Origin of the sequence: Tenacibaculum caenipelagi (assembly GCF_004363005.1) — a bacterium.
GTDB classification, from domain to species: Bacteria; Bacteroidota; Bacteroidia; order Flavobacteriales; family Flavobacteriaceae; genus Polaribacter; species Polaribacter caenipelagi.
This window is the reverse complement of the sequence record NZ_SNYH01000004.1, coordinates 82,426-103,532: the sequence shown is the minus strand read 5'-3', so window position 1 is coordinate 103,532 and position 21,107 is coordinate 82,426. Positions and strand designations below refer to the sequence as shown.

Below are 21,107 nucleotides of genomic sequence, written 5' to 3'. Positions count from 1 at the left end.
ATTAAATTGCTTTAGCTGTTTTCGTTTCGACTTGTGTTAACTCATCGCTGATAATAACTCCATCTTTTAAACGCACAACTCTATTTGTTTGTGCAGCTACTTCTTCTTCGTGTGTTATTACAAAAACAGTCATTCCTTCATCATTAATTTCTTTTAGTAAGTCCATTACCGAATCTGTTGTAGTAGAATCTAACGCCCCTGTTGGCTCATCTGCTAATACCACTTTTGGTTTCGTTACCAATGCTCTCGCTATTGCTACACGTTGTTTTTGACCTCCAGAAAGTTCATTAGGTAAATGGTTTGCCCATTCTTTTAAACCTACTTTATCAAGATATTCTAAAGCTATTTCTAATCGTTCTTTTCTAGCAACTCCTTTATAATACAATGGTAATGCAACATTTTCTAAAGCTGTTTTATAAGAGATTAGGTTAAATGACTGAAAAACAAACCCTAAAAATTTGTTACGAAGTACAGCCGCTTTTTTTTCATTTAAGTTTTCAATTAACTGCCCATTTAAATAGTATTTCCCTTCATCATGAGTATCTAACAAACCTACAATGTTTAATAAGGTAGATTTTCCAGAACCTGAAGATCCCATTATGGATACAAATTCACCTTCTTTTATATGTAAGTTTAACCCTTTTAAAACATGAAGTGAGTCTTTTCCTATTGGATAAGATTTATGAAGATTTTCTATTCGAATCATAATGCTAGTTAATTTTTAGATAAAAATAAATACTGATATTTCTAATTGTTACTAAATTATTGTTAAATCATTATTTACTTTCTTACAAGACGCTTAATTTTGGTTAATGTTACAATTTAATCTTTTATTTTTTATAAAACACTACAAATGAACAAACTACCCAGAGATAAAAAAATTATTTTGTTTGATGGTATCTGCAATTTTTGTAATGATAGTGTGCTAAAAATTATACGATATGACACGAAAAATCAGTTTGTATTTACTTCTCTTCAATCTGACATAGGAAAAGAAATTACTCAATATTTGGGTATAGATACTTCAAAAGTAGATTCTATCATTTTATACGAACCCAATGTCTCGTACGATATCAAGTCGTCTGCAGCCTTAAAAATTATGAATGCTTTGGGCGGTGTCTGGAAATTAACTCAGTTTTTTTGGTTATTTCCTGAGGGTTTGAGGAATATAATGTATGATTTTATTGCTAAAAACCGGTACAAATGGTTTGGTAAAAAAGAAGAATGTATGATTCCTTCAAAAGATATTAGAGATAAATTTATATAAAAAAATCCTCCTTAAATTAAGGAGGATCTTGCATTTAATATATAAACGAATTAAAACTGAATTCTTAACCCTAATTTATAGTTTCTTCCTCGAGCTGTATAACCGCTAACATCTTGGAAGTTTTCATTCAATAAGTTAGTTACATTTCCAAATAAAGTCACTTTATCTTTTAAAATTTTGTGATTCACAAATAAATCAACTACATCATAAGAACTCAATACATCTCCAAAAGTTTCTCTTTCACTTGTGTATCTATAAGTAGCTCCTACAAAAGTTTTAGGGCTGATATTATAATTTGCTCTGGCTCCAAACTTATGCTTAGGTAAATTTATTAAACTTGTTCCTCCTTCAATGTTAACATAGGTATAGTCACCCGATAAAGTTAAGTCCTTTATTGGTTTATAAGATAAGATTGCTTCAACTCCCTTTAAATTATAAGTTCCATCATTATTTAAATATTTTCCACCACTCCATACTACTTTATCAGTCTCTTCTCTGTAGAAATAGGTTGCATTTACCATTAAATTATCTAAAATATCAAATTCAAAACCTCCTTCAACAGTAAAATCTTTTTCTGGGTTTAACTCATCTACACTATCATCTTTATTAAAAATCTCTGATAATGTCGGAGTAATAAAAGCTGTACTATATGATGCGAATATTTTTAAGTTTCTTTGCTCAGATACCTCAAAATTAAATGAAGGGTTCACATTATAAACAAAGTTATTACCATATTCATTATGCATATTCATACGAACACCCGCATTTACATTCAATCCAAAATCAGTATTATAGTTTGCTGATAAATAAGGGTCGTAATAGTGTTGTTTTGCTGTTCCTTCTTCTATATTTCCATAAGCAGTATCTTGAAACATATCTTGGTATTGACCAGCAACCCCTAGTACAAATGAAAGTTCTTCTAAAACTTTATAGTTGTTAAATACATCAAAACCGTAAACTTCTCCTTTAAAGATGCTGTTGCTTGATGATGTAGAGTTTCTATCTATTTTTGTATAAAAACCTCTTGCTTTTAACTCTCCTTTAGAATAGTTAAAATCTGTACTAAAAACAGCCCTTTTTTGTTCTGTTTCAGCAAAATAATCAGCATCTCCTGCTGGATAACTAGAATCAAACTCGTTATAGAATTTATTAAAGCTTCCTTCAAGCCCAATTCTTACTCTACTATCAACCTTGTATCCAATTTTTAACAATGCATTTTGTCTATAAAACTTGTCTTCTTTATTTGGGTTGTTTTCATCTGCATTTTCAATAGAAGATAATCCTGATGAATTATTAGAGTTTACTCCTAATAAATAATCTACTTTATCAATTGTTCCGTTAAAATTAAAATTAGCTTCAAGTTCATCTGCAGCAAACTTATTATGTTCTGCTGATCTATTACTACCAACCGATGTCGTAAAAGTACCTCCAAATTCTTTCTTTGACGATTTCTTCATGATAATATTGATAACACCTGTAGCTGCTCCAGAACCGTATAATACTGATGAAGCTCCTTTTAAAACCTCAATCGATTCAACTTGATTTAAATCTAATTGTCTTAAATCAAAATCTCCTGCAATTGATGAAGGGTCATTGATGTTCACTCCGTCTATCAACACAGCAACATGCTTGTTTCTTCCCCCTCTAATGTATACTCCTAAATTTTGACCTCTGTTACTTTGAGCTCCATTAATTTCAATACCAGGAATTTCATTTAAAACTTCAACTAAAGTTTTCCCTACTCTTTCTTCTAGTTGCTTTGAAGTTATTTTATAAACTATTTTCCCTACATTTTTTTTATTGGTCTTCGTTTTTGTAGCAGTTACTACAACTTCGTCCAACTCTTCCGTTTTTTCTTGCTCTTGAGCAAAAGTTTTTGTGCTCGCAAATAATAGCGCGACCGCACCAACAATTAGTAATTGTTTGTTCATTTTTAATGATTTAATTTTTACAATTAATCAGGCTAAATTTTTTGTACGAAAAAAGTTTTAAGTACATAAACTTTTGTCCCGAAAGTTTTACTCTTATTGTGATGTTGGCAGGTCTCCTGACTTATTTATCGTTGTAAAACCTTCCCATTCTTTGTTTGAACAGTGGTATAAAGTAATTTACAACAACCTTTTGTTAAGGTACTGAACTTCGTTCAGCATAAACTTACAGTTGCGGGAACAGTTTTGGATTTGCACCAAATTCCCTTTTAATTTCTTGTAGTAGAATACTACTAGAAAACCAAAATCGGCGCAAATGTAGTTTAAAAATTGTTATTAGAAAATAGTTTTGTATTCTTGCTGATAAAATTAACAACTATGTATACTTCTCTATTTAGGGTGCTTTCACTTTTTCTTATCTTTTTAACAGTAACATCTTGTAAGACAGAAACAAAAGAGAGTCCTAAAAAAAGTCAAATCCATTCGAGTACAATTGAATATGCTACTGGGTTTGATTTAATTCAAAAAGAAAACAACACACAAATTATTGTTAAAACACCTTATCCAAACTCTAAAGAAACTTTTACATATACTTTAGGTTCTGGTGCGAATGACATTAAAACTCCTATAGAGAAAATTGTAGTAACATCAACAACTCATATTCCAGTACTTGAGCTATTAGGGAAAGAAAAAACATTGGTTGGATTTCCTCATACCAGTTATGTTTCTTCTGAAAAAACTCGTGCTTTGATTGATAGCGGATTGGTAAAAGAACTCGGAAAAGAACAATCGTTAAACACCGAAGTTTTACTGGACTTAAACCCTGACGTAGTTATTGGGTTTTCTATGGGAAAAACAAACAAAACTCTTACAACTGTAGAACAAGCAGGAATTCCTGTAATTATAAATGGTGATTGGTTAGAAGAAACTCCTTTAGGTAGAGCTGAATGGGTCAAATTATTTGGAGCCCTTTATCATGAAAACCAAAAGGCTGACAGTCTTTTTAAGGTTATTAAAAACAACTATTTAGAAGCTGTTAAAATAGCTCAAGAAGCAACAACCAAACCTACCATTCTTTCTGGTGCAATTATGAGTAAAGATGTCTGGAATTTACCAGCAGGCGAAAGCTTTGTTGCTCAATATTTAAAAGATGCTAACCTAGACTATTTATGGAAAGATTCTAAAGGAAAAGGAAGTTTATCATTAAGCTTTGAAAGTATTTTAGATACCGGAAAAAACGCCGATTTTTGGATTGCTCCTGGCCATTTTACTTCTAAAGAACAACTACTAGAAAGCAACCCGCATTACGCAGAGTTTACTGCTTTTAAAAATGATAAAATATACTCTCCTGCCATAAAGAAAGGGAAAACTGGAGGTACTTTGTATTATGAATTAGCTCCTACCCGACCAGATTTAGTATTAAAAGATATTATTAAAATAACCCACCCAGAGTTATTACCTAATTACGAATTGACGTTTTTTGAAAAGTTAGAATAAACTTTTTTGAGGACTTAATCTTCCAATCACTAGTTTCACTATCGATGAATATATATCATTAAAACAACAAATACATTAATTATTGAGTGTAATTTCACAAAAAATAAAATTATGAATAAAATCCTTATCCTTTTTTTAATATTTACAATTTACTCTTCTGCTCAAAACAAAAATGAATTATATATATTTGAGAAAGAAAGTACATTCGGAGCTGTAAATAATCAGTTCAAAGTAGTTATAAAACCAATCTTTCAAAAATTAAAAATTCATGAAGAACATCCATATTTAATTTCTAAACTTAAGGGTAAATATGGAATTTTAGATATTAATGGAAACGAAATCTTAAGCAATAATTATGAATACCTAGAATTTTCTTCTGTAGCAACTTTATTCAAATTTAAAGAGAATAATAAATTTGGACTAATCGATTTAAAAGGACAAAAAATAATTAATCCTAAATATAACGAAATAATAGTAACACATAAAGGAAAAATATTAATCATCCAAAAAAATGGAAATTATGGAATGATATCATCAAAAGGCGACAAAATAACTGATTTTAAATACAAATCAATAATAAACTATTTTAACTCCGATTTATTTGCTTTCAAAAATTCCGATAATAAATATGGGTATTTAGATAAAAAAGGAAAAGAGGTAATTAAAGCTAATTTTGATTTTGCTAATCAATTTATTAATGATTTTGCTGTAATAATAAAAGATAGAAAAAAAGGAATTATAAATAAAAAAGGAGAAATTATAATTGACCCCATTTATAATGACATACATTTATATAGTCCATTTACATTTACTGATGTTACAGAATCAAGTTTTACCTTTTTAGATTCAGAAGAAAGTTTTTTTTACACTGAAAAAGATGGTAAATATGGATTATTGGATAATCAATTAAAAACGATATTGCAACCAACTTATGATAAAATTGGTGCATTTACAGAAGGAGTAGCTTTAGTATCCAACAATAATAAATATGGGTTTATAGATAAAAAAGGAAAAATTGTAATTCCTATTATTTATGATAAAGCTAGTTACTTTTCTGAAGGTTTAGCTCCTGTTAATAAAGATAGAAAATGGGGCTTTATTAATAAAAATAATGAAACTATTATTGATTTTAAGTTTTCTGGGCATGTAAATCCTTTTTATGAAGGTTTAGCAAGGTACTGTGAATATTGCCAAAAGTGCTATTCTGACCAATATTACAGTGTCAAGAACTGTGGTTTTATAAATAAAAAAGGAGAAATTATTATCAAACCAATTTATAAATCTGCTAAGAACTTTAAAAACGGTATATCAATTGTTGATAATTCTAAAAATTTACTTCTGATTAATAAAAAGAATAAAAGTTTTAATTTAAAAGAGAATGATACAGGCTTAAGCGAAATCGAAGAATATTAATTATACTCAAAAACGTTAACGAAAATTATCTCACTATCGTTCTAAAAGTTAAGTTCACCCGTGGTCGGTGAACTTTTTTTGTGGGTGGTAACCGGTGTAGCCAATGGGTTTGGGTTTCGTCTTTCATTACCAATAACGAACCGTGTTGTAGTACTAATGAAACAACTTCTTTGGTTTGTTTATGTTTAAATCCGAATTTACGTTCTGCTCCTAAAGTTAACGAAGCAATGGCTCCGTTCTTTTTTAGGTCTTTTTCTCCATCGCTATGCCACGCCATTCCTTCAGAACCATCATGGTATAAGTTCAATAAGCAAGAGTTATACGTTTCGTTGGTTTCCTTTTCTACTAATTCTTTTAAAGCTAACAATTCTTTGGTAAACGGTAAGGCTGTTTTCGTAATGTTGGAATAGGAATATTCAAATGGTTGGTCGGCATACCAAGCTACTTTTCGTTTGGTTACCATCCGTTTTCCAAAAATGATAGCTTCATCATTACGCCACTCTATAGAATTTAATAAAGCTTCATAATAAGCGTCCGCTTCCTTCTGAGAAAGAACAATTCCGTAGTAGTTTACGGTTCCATCTTTCGGAAGTAAATTTTTAGGAGTTTCATCAAATTGTGAGAATAAATCCATCATTATATAACTAAAAAATCTCCTGCTTTTAACAGGAGATTTTGATCTAATATGAACTACATTATTATATTAATACTGTTGCTCTGTACCACCACCACAATTACCAAAAAAATCTCCATGAGCTAAATGCGCTTCTACAGCATTTTTACTAATAGTAATTGAATGAACATTACTTGGATTTCCTGGAGGTACGTGACAAATAGTAACCTTTGGTTCTTTACCCTTTGAATCTTTACCTTTTGAAATAGGTTGATTTGTTAACAAAGGAGCTAAAATAAAACTTAAGCTAAAAATTAATGTTTTGATTTCCGTCATATTAATGAAATTTTGGGGGTTAATCGCCCAAATATACAAAAAGTAACTAATTTCTAAACTTATTTTTAGTAATAATATGTTTAAGCTTTTGCTTTAAATCGGTACCTGTATCGTATACCATTTGTTCGCTAGAAGGAAAGCCTATTAATCGTTCGTTCAATAAACCTAAAAGTGAATTATCTAATGCTCTTTTGTCTCCATCATAATCGGCATATACATGTTCAAAAACAAACTCACTTTCAATTGGAAACTTTTGTAATAGTTGTTTGGTTCTATTATCAATATATTTTACAACTCCAGTAACTCGACTACTTTTAAATTGTGTGAACTGATAAAATTTACAACGTATTGTCCTATACTTGTCTACTTTTATCTTGTTTCCTAAACTATCTTTTACATAGTTTCCATTATCATCTAACAAATATTTGAATCCGTCTTTTATTCTCTTCTCTTTAATAATTTCTTTTTCGCGAACTTGTTCTGGAGAAACTTCAATTTCTCTAAAATCTAATTCCAAATCAAAATCATAACGAATATTTCTATCTTTTTTTGAGTGATACACGGTCCATAAATCGTTCAATCCATAGGTATCAATTGCTAATAAATCTCTTTCTAATCTTCTCGGAATTATTTGATTTGTTCTATTTCTTACCGATAAATGCACAAAGTCTGTTCCTCTTGCATGGGCTTCATCTAACAACTCTCTTGTGTCTTTATAATTAGGACTGATATTATCTAAGTGTCTTAACTCATCAAAAGCTCTTCTGTAATTAATTTTATCTCGGTCACCGTCGTTTAGTAAAGCAACTCCATTTTCGTACAAATAATTCGCATAATTTTCTTTTGCTTCAATGATGTTGTTCTCATAATTTACCAATTTAAATTTAGCTTCTCTTCCTGAAGAGAAAATTCGCAATGGTAATAAAGGTTTTATTCTTTCTTGTCTGTTGTGTAATTGTCGATACAGATTGTATACAGCTTCAAAATTTGCTGGATTTTGCTCTTTTTCTAAAAATGATATTCGTGCTAAGTCTCTATCAGTCGCTTTTGCAAAAGCTTCTTGAAGCATAATCACATAAGGCTGATTCTTCTCCTTTGCTTTGTTTTTTGCTAAGTTTTCTATAGATAGTGAGATCGCCTTTTCATAATTTCCAGAATTAATCGCTTTCTCTGTAGTTTTTACACTACTACAAGAAGCTAAAACTAGTATTGAAAAGATAAGTAGTAAAGTAGTTTTTCTCATAAAGTTTAAGTTTCGCAAGAAAATTCAATTATTGTGCCAAAACTAAGTATTCTTTTTAACTTAAACTTTATGATTTTATACTATTTATTCAAGCAATTTTGCCATAGCTATTTGTATAGCCTTTAAATTGTTTTCTTTATTTGAGGGGTTACTTGTTTTTTGCATTTGAACCATTTGACGTAATAGGTTTATCCCTACCTTATCAAAATTATATTGTTTGTACTGAATTCCTTTAGCAACAATATCATCTGATAAGTTTTTAATTGCTTCTGTATTGTTACTTTTTCCTATTTTATCAAAGGCTTCTTTATATAAAGACTGAATTTTCTTATTCGGACTTAAAAACATTCCTGCCATTACATTGCTCGCTATAAAACTTAACTCTTCGTCGTCATTTTCTTCTAAATAGATACGAGTTAGTGGTGTCGCGACAATCTTTTTCACTTCTAATGGTAATGTTTTCGATTTTTGAATAGCTAACTGTTTATCGATATAATACATTCCTACCAACGATTTTCCTAAAACCGAATACGACTTACTTTCTAATCCTTTTTCAAAAACTGGTTTTAAAGCTGGATCTGTCAACTTTCCTAAAGTCTCAATAGCTGCTGCTTGCACTAATGTTTTTGAATCATTGTTAGCTATTCGCATAATTTTATCAATCACACTCTTTTTAGAATATTTATTGATGAGATTAATATTTTCTAAAGCCAATATTCTGATTTTGTAAAAATCATCATCCATAGCATCTGCAACGGCATTAAAAGCATTTTTATCATCTTGATGTTTTGCTATTTCTAATAATGCTTCTCTCTTGTGTACATAGTTCTCTGCATATTTCAATTGATGAATATAATCACTCAATACTTTATTCTCAGTTATGTCACATAATAAAACACCATCAGCATTTACTTGAATTAAATCTGGTTGTTTGGTAAAAGGAAAAGTAAATGACGCATCTCTACCTTCTACAAATACTGTATGACGTGTACGTTTGCTTCCTTCAAAAACATCAATCGCAAAAGGGAATTTAAATTCATTGATTTGAGATTGGATAATATTAACAGTTACCGTTTTTCTTAACTTATTATAATCATAAGAAATTGATAACTTCGGATGTCCATTATTAAAATACCATTGATTAAAAAACCAGTTTAAATCTTTACCGCTCACTTTTTCAAAAGCCAAACGTAATTGATGTGCCTCTCCTGTTCCGTATTTATTATCGGTTAAATACGTGTTTAATCCAGCATAAAAAGCTTCATCTCCTAAATAGTTACGAAGCATGTGTAAAATAGCTCCTCCTTTATTATAACTCACCGCATCGAACATATCTTCTTTATCGTTATAATAAAAACGAACTAAGTGTTTGTCATAATTTTGCCCTTGCTTATACCCTTCAACATCTTCAAACATGTGTGCATCTGCCTCATCTTTTCCATATTTATGTTCTAACCATAAATACTCACTATAATTCGCAAAACTTTCATTTACGGTTAAGTTACTCCAACTCTCAGCAGTTACTAAATCGCCAAACCAATGGTGAAAAGCCTCATGTGCAATGGTATTTTCTTGTACATTTTCATCAATTAACTGCCCAGGTGTTTGATAAGCTCTTTCTCCATGAATTACCGCTGTGGTATTTTCCATAGCGCCACTTACATAATCACGCCCAACAATTTGTGCATACTTATTCCAAGGATACTCTATTCCTGTAATTTTAGAAAAGAAAGCCAACATTTCAGGCGTATTTCCAAAAATGTCTTTTGCATATGGAGCATATTCTTTCTCTACATAATAATCCACAGGAATATTATTATACTTGTCTTTAATAATTTCATACTCTCCTACTCCCATAAAAAACAAATACGGAGCATGCTTTTGAGTAAAGTTCCAATAGTCGGTACGTGTTCCGTCTGTATTAATTGTTTGCTTTTCTAATTTTCCGTTAGAAAGTGTAACATACTTTTGCGGAACGGTTATATAAATTTCTTGTGATGTTTTTTGGTTAGGTGCATCTATCGTTGGGAACCAACAACTACTTGCTTCGGTTTCTCCTTGTGTCCAAACTTGAATTGGTTTATTCTTATCAAGTCCTGTTGGATTGATAAAATACAATCCTTTTGCGGAAGTAATCGCTGCACTTCCTTTTTGTTTTACCTTCTCAGGACGTGCAGTATATTTTATATATAAAGTAAACTCTTCGTTTCGTTTATATTTACGAGGTAAATCGATAATTAACTCGTACTCATCATAATTATAATCCAACGGTTGATTGTTCATTGTTACTTTGTGAATTACCATTGCTTTGGCATCTAAAGTAACTTTATCCGTTTCGTAAAAATGAGGTTTTAGTGTTACCCACTCTTCTCCATTCAACTCTTTTTCTTGAAAGTTAAAACCTACTTTTAATTTGGTATGAATTAAATTATGGATTTTATCTTTTTCAGCTCTGTAAACTTTATCAGATTGCGAGAATAGTGTTAATGTAAAAAATGTAACGACTACAACAAAGAGTTTTTGAAACTTCATATTTTTTTGTTTAAAGCTCAAAAATAGGAAATTCTGTTGGGAGGCTTGTTAATGAGCCGTTAAAAAGAAAAAAGCCATCAAAAATGATGGCTTTTCTATATTTTTAATAAAAACTAGCTTATTCGGTTACTTCTGACGAACGATGCTTTTCATCAAAAATCATTTTGAATTGCTTTAAATCTAAATTATCAGCATTCATCTTAGCTTTTTGCATCATTTCTAAAATCTTACCTGGATTCATATTTTCTCCTAAAACACGCGCAACTCCCACTCCCATTTCTTTACCATAACCAAAAGCGACAATTTCATCAATAGCATCAGCTTCTCCTGAATAATAGATAGCTGCATGCGCTCCATCTTTCTTAAATTTCATCAACTCTTTATAGTTTGATTTTTTAAAGATTGATTTTAACTTTTCTTTTTCAGCTTCATAACTAGCTTCGTCTAAGTTCTTATATGGAACCCCTGTTATATTTATCTTTTTAATACTCTCGTATGCTTTTTTATCTTCTTCTGATGCTTTCTCCATACTTAATTGTAATACACTAGCAGGAACATCAAAAGTGATAAAGCCTTCTTTATCTTGGCTTTCTACCAAATAACTTTGCAATGATTCTGTTTTACATGAAACAGTTACAAAAGCTACAAGTAGTAATGAATATATAAGTAATTTTTTCATTGTGATTAGTTTTAATTAAAAGCAGAGTTAAAATTAACCCTGCTTTATAAATTTATTTGGTTTTCTTTCCGTCTTTAGAAAAAGTTTCTGCTAATTTTGACATTTTATTAATGTCAATATTCCCTGTTAAAGAAACAATTACAGATTCTGGTGTTCCATTTTTAGAGTCTTTGTCCTTTACAAACATCAACACTTCGCTTACAAAATCCTTATTTTTAGTAGACTTTATATAAATTTTCACACGAGAATCTTTGTCTTTTACTCGCATTAACTCTATCAAGTTGCTTTTACTTACAGCTGACTTTACCATTCCTTCCATTTGAGCAGCCACAGCTGCATTTTCTGTAGAGAATACTTTTAGTTCTTTTAAGTCTTGGATCATTTTAAAAACTTCCATCGCTTCATTATCTTCAGATTCTACTTTGAACTTTGATAAAATTTCAAAAGCATCTTTGTTTACAACAACTGATGAAACTTCATCAAGGTCTTCTAATTTATCAAAAATCGATTGTCCGAAACTTAAATTAGATGCAAATATAAATGCGAATAATACTATTAATTTTTTCATGATTTTCTTGGTTTATAAGTACTTGGTTTTACTTTCTTAATTAATTTACTGTGTTTATAACTTTATTTACTGTTTCTTCATAAGTTTCTAAGTGTTCAATAGCATCACTCCCTTTTTTTAGGTTGTTTGAAACTGCATATAATGCATCGTTTCCTTTGTTTAGATTGACTGAAACTAGTTGCAACGCTTCTTTAATTTGCGCAAACTGTTTACGTTGTTGATACTTTTTGTACTCTTCATTACCCATGAATACACTAAATAGTAAGACTACTGACGCTGCTACCGATAACCATTTCCAGTTCTTCTTAGTTCTCTCAGGTTTTAACTGAATGGTTTTGGTAAAGGTTTCGTCTTTACTTTGTTTAAAATAACCAAACATCATACTATACTCTTGCAAATGCGGTGCCACATCGTTTGATGTAAAATACTCTTGTAGTACTTGCTCCTCTTGCAAAGTTGTTTCTGCGTCTAGGTATTTATCTAATAATTTTTCTATGTTAGCTAACTCCATAATTATGTTTTTTTATGAGTTCTTCTCTTATTGTTTTTCTTGCTCTTGATAACGCTACTCTAACAGCGGTAGGCTTCATGTCTACCATTTTACATATTTCATCAAAATCATATTGCTCTATATCTCGTAGCTGAATGATTATTTTTTGCTGTTCTGGTAATTTTTCAATAAGCTGATGTACTTGGTTTACACTGTCGTTATGTTCTACTTTCTTTTCTAGCGACGTATCTTTTTCTTTATAATTGCTATGAACCAATGTTAAATTACTTGCCTGCTTCGATTTTAATCGGTCATAACAATAATTTTTGGTCATGGTCATCGCAAATGCCTCTACATTCTTATAGTTAGACAGTTTTTCTCGATTTCTCCACAATTTAAAATACAGTTCTTGCGTAGCGTCTTCAGCTTCTTCTGTAGAAACCAACAATCTTTTCGCTAAACGAAAGACTTTGTCTTTAAATGGTAATACAACTTTTAAAAAGTCTGATTGGTTCATTGTTTGGTTGATTAATTCTGTAAACTCTTTTAGATTAATCCTTCTTATCTATCAGGTTTACATATCTACGACGATACAGTTTCAAGTTTGTTACACCAATAATAAAAAAAATAATATTATTGATTAAATTGCGTTGGTATTACAGTTAACACATTCCTTATGAAATTATTAAAGTTATCCCTTATCGCCTTATTTTCAATACTAATTATTTCTTGTAGTGAAAAAGACAATGCTCCTAAAAATATTGAAGTTCAAAACTTTGTTTGGAAAGGACTCAATGCATACTACTTATGGCAAGATTTAGTGCCTGATTTGGCTGATAGTCGTTTTAGTAATGATAATGAAGTGTATAGTTATTTATCAGGATATGATAATCCAGCAAATCTCTTTTACAATTTATTATACATGCCTAACGAATATCCAAAAGATCCTGATAGAACTTATTCTTGGATTGTAGATGATTACATTGCCCTTGAGCAGGCTTTTGCTGGAATACGATTAACTAGTGGTATGAAATTAGAAGGTGCTGATTACGCAAACGGATCAGGAGGTTATTATGTATACGTGTATGATGTTGTTAATGGCTCTGATGCCAATACACAAGGAGTTACTCGTGGTATGATTATCACAGAAGTTAACGGTACAACGTTAACCAGAGCGAATGTAAACGATTTATTTGCTAATAATACGCTTACTATTCATTTGGCTGATTATAATGGAGGGAACCCTGTTAGCAATGGAACAACTATTACTGTAACCAAATCACAAGTAACTGAAAACCCTGTTAAAGTAAGTAATGTAATTACAGATGGTAGTCATACCATTGGGTATTTACTATACAATCAGTTCTCTAGTGATTTTGATGGAGATCTAAACGCAGAGTTTGCAAATTTTAAAACTGCTGGAATTACCGATTTAATTATAGATTTACGTTACAATGGTGGTGGTTCTGTACAAACGGCTGCTTATTTAGGTAGTATGATTACTGGGCAGTATACAGGTGAATTGTTTGCCAAACAAATATGGAACCACAAAGTGATGGAGGTAACAAACCCTGATTTACTTATTAATAACTTTACTGATCAAATTTTAAATAAAAACTCACAAGGCAATGTCGTTTTAAACGAAGTTATTAATAGTTTAAACCTTAATACTGTGTATTTCATTGTTTCTGACGGAACAGCATCTGCATCTGAATTAGTTATCAATGCATTAAAAGCTTATATTGATGTAAAGCTAGTAGGAATTCAAACTTATGGCAAACATGTTGGATCTATCACATTGTACGATTCAGATGATTATACTCGAAATGGTTCAAATTTAAAAAGCCATACTTGGGCAATGCAACCGATTGTTTTAGAAATTCAAAATAAAAATGGGGAAAATGCTCCAGAAGGATTCATTCCTGAAGTAATTATGGAGGAAGATCCTGGTAACTTAGGTATTTTAGGAGATCCTACAGAGCCTTTATTAGAAAGAACTATTCAATATATTACAACAGGAGCTAAAGGAATTCCTACAATGAAAAAAGGAATTCAATTTTCTCCGTCATGGAATTCAGATATGATGCGCCCTGATTATAACAATATGTATGTGGAATTGAAATAGAAGTCAAAACTATATAAAATAAAATCCAGCTTATTTAGCTGGATTTTTTTATACCTCTTTTTCAAAAAAGCTTTATTTAAAAACAACAATTATGAAAACCAAAAAGCTAATAAACATATAACTAAACAAGTAATTATATGGACTTCCTTCTGAAATAATTTCTTTTAATGTTTTATGTTTAGAAAGAAAAATCCACCTAATAAAAGCACCAGGAATCTCCATCAAAATCTCTCTAAAAAACTGTAAAACTATTTCAAGCATTATATAATTGTATTTTATAACAAACTCATTTGTTGATTATTTTCTTCATTAGGAATTTTCAGATTAATTCCTAGTTCTTTGTTTAGCTTTTTTATAAAATACTCAGCTAATAATGGCGACTCTACCTCTAAGTTTTGATGGATAAAAAAGTTAATATTCTGTAATCCTAAATCATTCCACTCTTTTAATCGGACTATCCAATCATCTAAACGCGTATAATCTGTCGGGTGATTTGCTCCTACATAACGTACAAAAGCCTCATTATTGGTCAGTCTCATATGCACCATATCTCTCCTCCCAGCTGTATCAACCAATACATTCGCGATATTATTTTCTTCTAATAGCTGTGTAAACTCATCAAAAACAACTGTATCTTGAAACCAATCAGGATGACGAACCTCTATAGCTAATGGAATTCCTTTTGGCCAACTTACAGCAAAGTTTTGTAGTCTATCAAAGTTTTTAGGTCCAAAATTAGAATGCATTTGTAAAAAAATAGTTCCTAATTTTTCTTCTAAATTCGATGCGTTATCTAAATAGATATTCACTGCATCTTGAACACCTTCCAAACGCTTCCAGTGACTTATCTCCTGCCCTAGCTTCGGGAAAAATTTAAATCCTTTAGGAGTTTTTGCCTTCCATTTCGCAAACTGTTCCGCTGGAAATTGACGGTAAAAAGTAGCGTTTAATTCGATAGAATTAAATTGTTTCGAATAGTACTCTAATTCATCTTTAGTACCTCGTGGGTAAAATCCTTTTAAATCTGCTTTGTTCCATTTTGCACACCCTACAAAAACATTTGGTTTTTCACTTTTTTCAAAAGAACTTAATACCTCTATTGTTTTAGGATGTATTTTTGGTAATGTAAAATCTATTAATTCAGGATGTTCAACCTTTCCGAACTTCATACTTAATTATTTTCTATTCCTTCTTCTATTTCCTGATTATCTATCATTTCTGGTCTAAACTCAGTCATTCTATCATCATGGAGCTTTTTAGCGTAATTATAGCCCGACTTCCACCATTTTTTCATCTTTTCTTTTTCAAAAACTAACGAATTGGTAGTTAATATGGTTGGTGTATAATATAAATTCAATTTCACATCATTCTGTTTTGCAGAGAGCTTTCCTATAGTGATGTTATGACGTTCTACATTTTCAAGCATAAAATCAAAAGTATCCATCATTAATGAAAATGGGTTTTTTGCCGGCAATCGATTCATTTGAGTTACTTCTGTCGCTAATATAATTGCATCAACCTCTGTGGCTCCTCTAAGAATTGCTTCACGAATAGGCACTAAACTTCCAAAGCCACCATCTGCGTACTGACAATAATCTTTTTCTAACAAACTCATAAAAGGCACATAATTACAAGAACCCCAAATCCAGTCACAAAAATCTTCATATTCACATTCCAATATCGATTTATACTCTATTTGATTGGCTGTTAAATTAGAAACCGTAACAACTACTTCTTTATTTATTTTTCTAATTTCATCATACATTTCTTGGGTAATACTCCTAGTTATGAGCTTACGTAAGTTTTTACTCTCTCCAAAAGTTTTACGTCCATTCAAAAAATTCCAAAATGTATTTCGGTGGCGTATAGAAACTACTTTTTCTCCATGTACCGATTTTACTCTAAATGGGCTGTTACTAAAAATAGCTTTTTGATCAACTGATGTATACAACTCTTTTAATTCATCAATCATTCCTAATGCTAAATGCGAAACCATTAAGCTACCTGTTGAAGTCCCTAAAAACATATCATATTCTTTCTCTTTATACTTCATTAAATACTCGGCAACTCCTCCTGCAAATGATCCTTTACTTCCTCCTCCAGAAATTACTAGGGCTTTTTTCATAGATTTATGTTTGATTTGTCTATTTTTAGTTCTGTAAAAATATCAAAAAAATAAAACCGACATACTTAAAGTAATCTTTCTATTGAATCTTCTATGATTATTTTAAATATCAAGGCTATACACAGCAACTAAAACTACCAAAACAAACACATGAAACGATTATCTGTCCTTTTTTTTATCTCTATTATTATCATCTCTTGTAAAACAGAAAAAAAACACACGCCTAGAACTATTAACGCTGTTAATATTACTGAATTCAAAAGAGATAGTACTAGTATTAGAGCCATACTTGCCATTAGTAGCAATAAACTAATATATGCTGGTTCTAAAGGAGATATTACTACTACTGAGGATAGTGGTAAAACTTGGAAAACACAACAATTACGTTACAATGACTCTATCATTCCACACTTTAGGAGTATTGCTAAAAACGATGAACACATTTTTGTTTTATCAGTAGCTAACCCCGCACTTTTATACAAAGGGACTCAAAATGAATATCAACTAGTTTATACTGAAGAACATGAAAAAGTATTTTACGACTGTATGAAATTTTTTCCTGATGGAAAACATGGGATAGCCGTTGGAGACCCTACAGAAGATTGTCCGTCAGTTATTCTTACTTCTAATGGAGGAAATACTTGGAAAAAACTTCCTTGTTCACAATTACCCATTTTTGAAGAGGGTGAAGCTTTTTTTGCTGCTAGCAATACTAACATTGCCATTGTAAATAATACAGTTTGGATAGGTTCTGGAGGAACAAAAGCTAGAATTTTAAAATCTACCGATTTTGGAAATACTTGGGAGATTTTCGACACACCAATCGTTCAAGGAGATGGTCCTCAAGGAATTTATTCCATCGATTTTTATGATGAAAATCACGGAATTGCTATCGGTGGTAACTACTCTAAACCAGAAGACAACTCTGCTAATAAAGCAATTACCACGGATGGCGGACAAACATGGGAACTTGTTGCTAATAATGAAAATCCTAATTATAAAAGTTGTGTACAATACATTCCTAATACTGACGGGAAAGAGGTAATTGCTGTAGGTAAAACAGGTGTTTCTTTTTCAAATGATGGAGGTTATACTTGGAAAGAAGTTAGCAAGGATAGTTACTATGCTATTCAGTTTGTTGATAATAATATTGCTTGGTTATCGGGTCCAGAAAAAATTGGAAAGTTAATTCTTAATTAATTCTTAATCTTTTGTTAAAAGAACTAGCTTTCAGATACAACTGTATATTTTTATCAACTAATCAACTCAATTTTCAATGAAACAAATTTTAATATTACTCTTATCTTTGAGTATAAGTAGTTCTTTTGCACAAGAGTACTTTCCTACCAACACAGGAGTAAAATCATCAAAAAATAAAGTGTATGCATTTACCAATGCTACCATTTATGTAACCCCTAAACAAGTAGTAAAAAAAGGAACTTTGTTAATCAAAGACGGAAAAGTAGTTGCTGTGGGTAAATCAGTTTCTATTCCTAAAGAAGCACAAATCATCAATCTTGATGGTAAATCTATTTACCCTTCTTTTGTAGATGCCTATTCAACCTTTGGTATTGAGAAACCTAAAAAAGAAAACAGTCCTGGACAAAAACCTCAATACGATGCAAGTAGAAAAGGGTATTATTGGAACGATCATATTCGCCCTGATGTAGACGCTTTTTCAGAATTTAAGTTCGATACAAAAAAAGCAAAAGAATTGTTAGCTTCAGGCTTCGGTGTTGTAAATACCCATTTAGAAGATGGAATTATGCAAGGAAACGGAATTTTAGTTACTCTAAACCCTAATAGTTCTGATGCATACCGAATTCTAGCTAAAAAATCAGGAAACTACTTATCGTTTTCAAAAAGTGTAAAATCACGTCAAAGCTACCCTACTTCACGTATGGGTACTATGGCTCTCTTACGTCAAACTTATTTAGATGCCGATTGGTATGCCAACGGAAATGTAAAAAATACTGATTTAGCTCTGGAAGCGCTGAATAGTAATAAAAACTTATCTCAAATATTTAATGCTGGTAATTATTTAGACGACTTGCGTGCTGATAAAATTGGAGATGAGTTTGGTATTCAGTATACTATTGTAGGTGGAGGTAATGAATATGAAAGAGTGAATGATATTAAGGCTACTAACGCTACGTATATTCTTCCTGTTAATTTTAAAAAGGCTTACGATGTATCGAATCCGTTTTTGGCTAATAAAATTTCATTGAGTGACATGCGTGCTTGGAATCAAGAACCTTCTAACCCCGCTATTTTAGCTAAAAACAAGATTCCTTTTTCGTTAACCACTTATAAATTAAAAAATGTAAAAGACTTTACAACGAATCTTCAAAAAGCAATCATCTACGGATTGGATAAAACTACCGCTTTAGAGGCATTGACTTCTGTACCCGCGAGTATTTTAAAGAATGACAAAATTGGAAATTTAAAAACGGGTAGCTACGCGAATTTTTTAATTACCTCTGGTGATATTTTTGACGAAAAAACAACTTTATATGAAAACTGGGTACAGGGTGATAAAAACACCATTAACTCAATGAATATCAAAGATATTACAGGTAATTACACCTTTAATATTAATGGTTTAACCTATACGATGGCAATTACTGGTGAAGGTGCTAAACAAACTGCAGAAATAAAAAAAGGAGAAGAAAAAATCAAATCAAAATTTTCTTTTGCTGATAATTGGGTTAATATCACTTTAAAAGATGGTGATAATTTCATTCGCTTGACTGGTCAATTAAACAACAAACAGCTTATAGGTACTGTAATTGACAATAATGGAAATGAAAGTCAATGGACAGCTACCTACACATCTAAAATTGAGGATAAAAAGAAAGACAAGAAAAAAGAAAATAAAGCTCCAGAAGTTGTCGCTGTTTCCTTCCCAAATGTTGGGTATGGTAATGCTACAAAACCTCAAAAAGAAATCATTTTAATTAAAAATGCTACTGTTTGGACTTCAGAAAACAATGAAGTATTAAACAATACCGATATATTGATTAAAGATGGAAAAATTGCACAAATTGGCACAAACTTATCTAGTAGAGGAGCAAAAATTATTGACGGAACTGAAAAATATGTAACCGCTGGTATTATTGATGAACACTCACATATTGCTACTTCTGCTGTTAATGAATCAGGTCATAACTCTTCCGCTGAAGTAACTATTGAAGATGTCGTAAATCCCGATGATATTAATATTTACAGAAATATTGCAGGAGGTGTTACCTCTATTCAAATCTTACACGGATCAGCTAATCCTATTGGAGGACGTTCGGCAATCATCAAATTAAAATGGGGTGAAAATACTGATGGGATGTTATACAACAATTCACCTAAGTTTATCAAGTTTGCCTTGGGTGAAAATGTAAAACAATCTAACTGGGGCGATTTAAATACGGTTCGTTTTCCTCAAACACGTATGGGAGTTGAACAAGTGTATATCGATTACTTCCAAAGAGCTAAAGAATATGACGCTCAAAAGAAAAGCGGACAACCATATCGTAAAGATATTGAATTAGAAACCTTAGCTGAAATCATCAATAAAGAACGTTTTATTTCGTGTCACTCATACGTGCAATCAGAAATTAATATGTTGATGAAAGTGGCAGAACAATTCAACTTTAACATCAACACGTTTACCCACATTTTAGAAGGATATAAAGTAGCTGATAAAATGAAAAAACACGGAGTTGGTGGTTCTACTTTCTCTGATTGGTGGGCTTATAAATATGAGGTTAACGACGCTATTCCATACAATGCAGCGATTATGCACAATCAAGGAGTAACCGTTGCTATCAATTCTGATGATGCTGAAATGTCTCGTAGATTAAATCAAGAAGCCGCTAAATTGATAAAATATGGTGGATTAAGCGAGCAAGAAGCATGGGCTACCGTAACTATTAATCCTGCGAAATTATTACACTTAAACGATCGTACAGGAAGTATTAAAGTAGGTAAAGATGCTGATGTTGTAGTTTGGAGCGGAAATCCACTTTCAGTATATTCTAAAGCAGAAAAAACAATTATTGACGGAGCTATTTATTTTGATATTGAAAAAGACTTAGAAAAGCGTAAAGCTATTAAAGCAGAACGTGCTAAGTTAATTAACATGATGCTACAAGAGAAGATTAAAGGAGGTAAAACACAAGCTCCTAAAAAGAAAACTCAGAAATTATTTCACTGTGATACAGAATAATCCTCACATAGGAATTTAGTAAGATTAACTACTGTTTGTTTTAACAAACTACAAGTATAAACTAATAGTAAC

General features: G+C 31.2%; 18 protein-coding genes and 1 riboswitch. Of the genes, 6 read left to right on the top strand and 12 right to left on the bottom strand.

The features are described from left to right. Nucleotide 1: 1 nt before the first annotated feature. Nucleotides 2-706, bottom strand: coding sequence for an ABC transporter ATP-binding protein (locus tag DFQ07_RS09255; protein ID WP_133536115.1), 705 nt, complete (start codon nucleotides 704-706; stop codon nucleotides 2-4). Nucleotides 707-853: 147 nt separating this feature from the next. On the opposite strand from DFQ07_RS09255, the gene DFQ07_RS09250 reads away from it, so the two are divergent. Then, nucleotides 854-1,267: a thiol-disulfide oxidoreductase DCC family protein gene (locus DFQ07_RS09250; RefSeq protein WP_133536113.1), complete on the top strand. Its 414-nt coding sequence runs from the start codon at nucleotides 854-856 to the stop codon at nucleotides 1,265-1,267. Between the two features lie 50 nt (nucleotides 1,268-1,317). Here DFQ07_RS09250 and DFQ07_RS09245 read toward each other — a convergent pair whose 3' ends face one another. Then, on the bottom strand, nucleotides 1,318-3,198 hold the full coding sequence (locus DFQ07_RS09245; protein WP_133536111.1) for a TonB-dependent receptor plug domain-containing protein: 1,881 nt from the start codon (nucleotides 3,196-3,198) through the stop codon (nucleotides 1,318-1,320). An 89-nt stretch (nucleotides 3,199-3,287) separates the two neighbouring features. After that, nucleotides 3,288-3,516, bottom strand: a riboswitch (cobalamin riboswitch). 57 nt (nucleotides 3,517-3,573) lie between these two features. On the opposite strand from DFQ07_RS09245, the gene DFQ07_RS09240 reads away from it, so the two are divergent. After that, nucleotides 3,574-4,692 carry an ABC transporter substrate-binding protein gene (locus DFQ07_RS09240; protein WP_133536109.1) on the top strand — a complete coding sequence of 373 codons (1,119 nt, stop codon included), beginning with the start codon at nucleotides 3,574-3,576 and terminating at the stop codon, nucleotides 4,690-4,692. 111 nt (nucleotides 4,693-4,803) lie between these two features. After that, nucleotides 4,804-6,105 carry a WG repeat-containing protein gene (locus tag DFQ07_RS09235; RefSeq protein WP_133536107.1) on the top strand — a complete coding sequence of 434 codons (1,302 nt, stop codon included), beginning with the start codon at nucleotides 4,804-4,806 and terminating at the stop codon, nucleotides 6,103-6,105. A gap of 25 nt (nucleotides 6,106-6,130) precedes the next feature. Here the strand turns inward: DFQ07_RS09235 and DFQ07_RS09230 are convergent, their stop codons facing one another. From DFQ07_RS09230 to DFQ07_RS09195, 8 genes are all read right to left on the bottom strand, one after another. After that, nucleotides 6,131-6,739, bottom strand: a complete 609-nt coding sequence (locus DFQ07_RS09230; protein WP_133536769.1) for an alpha-ketoglutarate-dependent dioxygenase AlkB family protein — start codon at nucleotides 6,737-6,739, stop codon at nucleotides 6,131-6,133. A gap of 69 nt (nucleotides 6,740-6,808) precedes the next feature. After that, nucleotides 6,809-7,054: a hypothetical protein gene (locus tag DFQ07_RS09225; protein ID WP_133536105.1), complete on the bottom strand. Its 246-nt coding sequence runs from the start codon at nucleotides 7,052-7,054 to the stop codon at nucleotides 6,809-6,811. A gap of 46 nt (nucleotides 7,055-7,100) precedes the next feature. Further along, complete coding sequence (locus DFQ07_RS09220; RefSeq protein ID WP_133536104.1) at nucleotides 7,101-8,297, bottom strand: hypothetical protein; 1,197 nt, start codon at nucleotides 8,295-8,297, stop codon at nucleotides 7,101-7,103. An 84-nt stretch (nucleotides 8,298-8,381) separates the two neighbouring features. Beyond that, on the bottom strand, nucleotides 8,382-10,829 hold the full coding sequence (locus DFQ07_RS09215) for a M1 family metallopeptidase (protein WP_133536102.1): 2,448 nt from the start codon (nucleotides 10,827-10,829) through the stop codon (nucleotides 8,382-8,384). A gap of 118 nt (nucleotides 10,830-10,947) precedes the next feature. After that, nucleotides 10,948-11,508, bottom strand: coding sequence for a DUF4252 domain-containing protein (locus DFQ07_RS09210; protein ID WP_133536100.1), 561 nt, complete (start codon nucleotides 11,506-11,508; stop codon nucleotides 10,948-10,950). Between the two features lie 52 nt (nucleotides 11,509-11,560). Then, a complete protein-coding gene (locus tag DFQ07_RS09205) occupies nucleotides 11,561-12,076 on the bottom strand; it encodes a DUF4252 domain-containing protein (RefSeq protein ID WP_133536098.1) in 516 nt (171 codons plus the stop codon). 40 nt (nucleotides 12,077-12,116) lie between these two features. Beyond that, nucleotides 12,117-12,587: a hypothetical protein gene (locus tag DFQ07_RS09200; RefSeq protein ID WP_133536096.1), complete on the bottom strand. Its 471-nt coding sequence runs from the start codon at nucleotides 12,585-12,587 to the stop codon at nucleotides 12,117-12,119. Further along, nucleotides 12,574-13,083, bottom strand: coding sequence for an RNA polymerase sigma factor (locus tag DFQ07_RS09195; RefSeq protein WP_133536094.1), 510 nt, complete (start codon nucleotides 13,081-13,083; stop codon nucleotides 12,574-12,576). Before DFQ07_RS09195 ends, DFQ07_RS09200 begins: the two co-directional genes overlap by 14 nt. A gap of 159 nt (nucleotides 13,084-13,242) precedes the next feature. On the opposite strand from DFQ07_RS09195, the gene DFQ07_RS09190 reads away from it, so the two are divergent. Continuing rightward, complete coding sequence (locus DFQ07_RS09190) at nucleotides 13,243-14,691, top strand: S41 family peptidase (protein ID WP_133536092.1); 1,449 nt, start codon at nucleotides 13,243-13,245, stop codon at nucleotides 14,689-14,691. A 275-nt stretch (nucleotides 14,692-14,966) separates the two neighbouring features. On the opposite strand, the gene DFQ07_RS09180 is transcribed toward DFQ07_RS09190, so the two are convergent. Together DFQ07_RS09180 and DFQ07_RS09175 are read right to left on the bottom strand one after the other, a co-directional pair. Then, the gene (locus DFQ07_RS09180; protein WP_133536088.1) at nucleotides 14,967-15,860 is read right to left on the bottom strand and encodes a DUF72 domain-containing protein; all 894 of its coding nucleotides are present in this window, start codon (nucleotides 15,858-15,860) and stop codon (nucleotides 14,967-14,969) included. 2 nt (nucleotides 15,861-15,862) lie between these two features. After that, nucleotides 15,863-16,816 (bottom strand): patatin-like phospholipase family protein, encoded by a 954-nt coding sequence (locus tag DFQ07_RS09175; RefSeq protein ID WP_133536086.1) that lies wholly within the window; start codon nucleotides 16,814-16,816, stop codon nucleotides 15,863-15,865. A 150-nt stretch (nucleotides 16,817-16,966) separates the two neighbouring features. On the opposite strand from DFQ07_RS09175, the gene DFQ07_RS09170 reads away from it, so the two are divergent. Together DFQ07_RS09170 and DFQ07_RS09165 are read left to right on the top strand one after the other, a co-directional pair. Beyond that, nucleotides 16,967-18,016 carry a WD40/YVTN/BNR-like repeat-containing protein gene (locus DFQ07_RS09170; RefSeq protein WP_133536084.1) on the top strand — a complete coding sequence of 350 codons (1,050 nt, stop codon included), beginning with the start codon at nucleotides 16,967-16,969 and terminating at the stop codon, nucleotides 18,014-18,016. Between the two features lie 76 nt (nucleotides 18,017-18,092). Further along, on the top strand, nucleotides 18,093-21,035 hold the full coding sequence (locus DFQ07_RS09165; protein ID WP_133536082.1) for an amidohydrolase family protein: 2,943 nt from the start codon (nucleotides 18,093-18,095) through the stop codon (nucleotides 21,033-21,035). Nucleotides 21,036-21,107 lie beyond the last annotated feature (72 nt).

Bases quoted from the DNA above. Each gene is read 5' to 3' on its own strand.
- DFQ07_RS09230 (WP_133536769.1), bottom strand. From the start codon at position 6,739: ATGGATTTATTCTCACAATTTGATGAAACTCCTAAAAATTTACTTCCG.
- DFQ07_RS09195 (WP_133536094.1), bottom strand. From the start codon at position 13,083: ATGAACCAATCAGACTTTTTAAAAGTTGTATTACCATTTAAAGACAAA.
- DFQ07_RS09200 (WP_133536096.1), bottom strand. From the start codon at position 12,587: ATGGAGTTAGCTAACATAGAAAAATTATTAGATAAATACCTAGACGCA.
- DFQ07_RS09165 (WP_133536082.1), top strand. From the start codon at position 18,093: ATGAAACAAATTTTAATATTACTCTTATCTTTGAGTATAAGTAGTTCT.
- DFQ07_RS09175 (WP_133536086.1), bottom strand. From the start codon at position 16,816: ATGAAAAAAGCCCTAGTAATTTCTGGAGGAGGAAGTAAAGGATCATTT.
- DFQ07_RS09225 (WP_133536105.1), bottom strand. From the start codon at position 7,054: ATGACGGAAATCAAAACATTAATTTTTAGCTTAAGTTTTATTTTAGCT.
- DFQ07_RS09210 (WP_133536100.1), bottom strand. From the start codon at position 11,508: ATGAAAAAATTACTTATATATTCATTACTACTTGTAGCTTTTGTAACT.
- DFQ07_RS09170 (WP_133536084.1), top strand. From the start codon at position 16,967: ATGAAACGATTATCTGTCCTTTTTTTTATCTCTATTATTATCATCTCT.
- DFQ07_RS09255 (WP_133536115.1), bottom strand. From the start codon at position 706: ATGATTCGAATAGAAAATCTTCATAAATCTTATCCAATAGGAAAAGAC.
- DFQ07_RS09245 (WP_133536111.1), bottom strand. From the start codon at position 3,198: ATGAACAAACAATTACTAATTGTTGGTGCGGTCGCGCTATTATTTGCG.
- DFQ07_RS09235 (WP_133536107.1), top strand. From the start codon at position 4,804: ATGAATAAAATCCTTATCCTTTTTTTAATATTTACAATTTACTCTTCT.
- DFQ07_RS09220 (WP_133536104.1), bottom strand. From the start codon at position 8,297: ATGAGAAAAACTACTTTACTACTTATCTTTTCAATACTAGTTTTAGCT.
- DFQ07_RS09190 (WP_133536092.1), top strand. From the start codon at position 13,243: ATGAAATTATTAAAGTTATCCCTTATCGCCTTATTTTCAATACTAATT.
- DFQ07_RS09250 (WP_133536113.1), top strand. From the start codon at position 854: ATGAACAAACTACCCAGAGATAAAAAAATTATTTTGTTTGATGGTATC.
- DFQ07_RS09240 (WP_133536109.1), top strand. From the start codon at position 3,574: ATGTATACTTCTCTATTTAGGGTGCTTTCACTTTTTCTTATCTTTTTA.
- DFQ07_RS09180 (WP_133536088.1), bottom strand. From the start codon at position 15,860: ATGAAGTTCGGAAAGGTTGAACATCCTGAATTAATAGATTTTACATTA.
- DFQ07_RS09205 (WP_133536098.1), bottom strand. From the start codon at position 12,076: ATGAAAAAATTAATAGTATTATTCGCATTTATATTTGCATCTAATTTA.
- DFQ07_RS09215 (WP_133536102.1), bottom strand. From the start codon at position 10,829: ATGAAGTTTCAAAAACTCTTTGTTGTAGTCGTTACATTTTTTACATTA.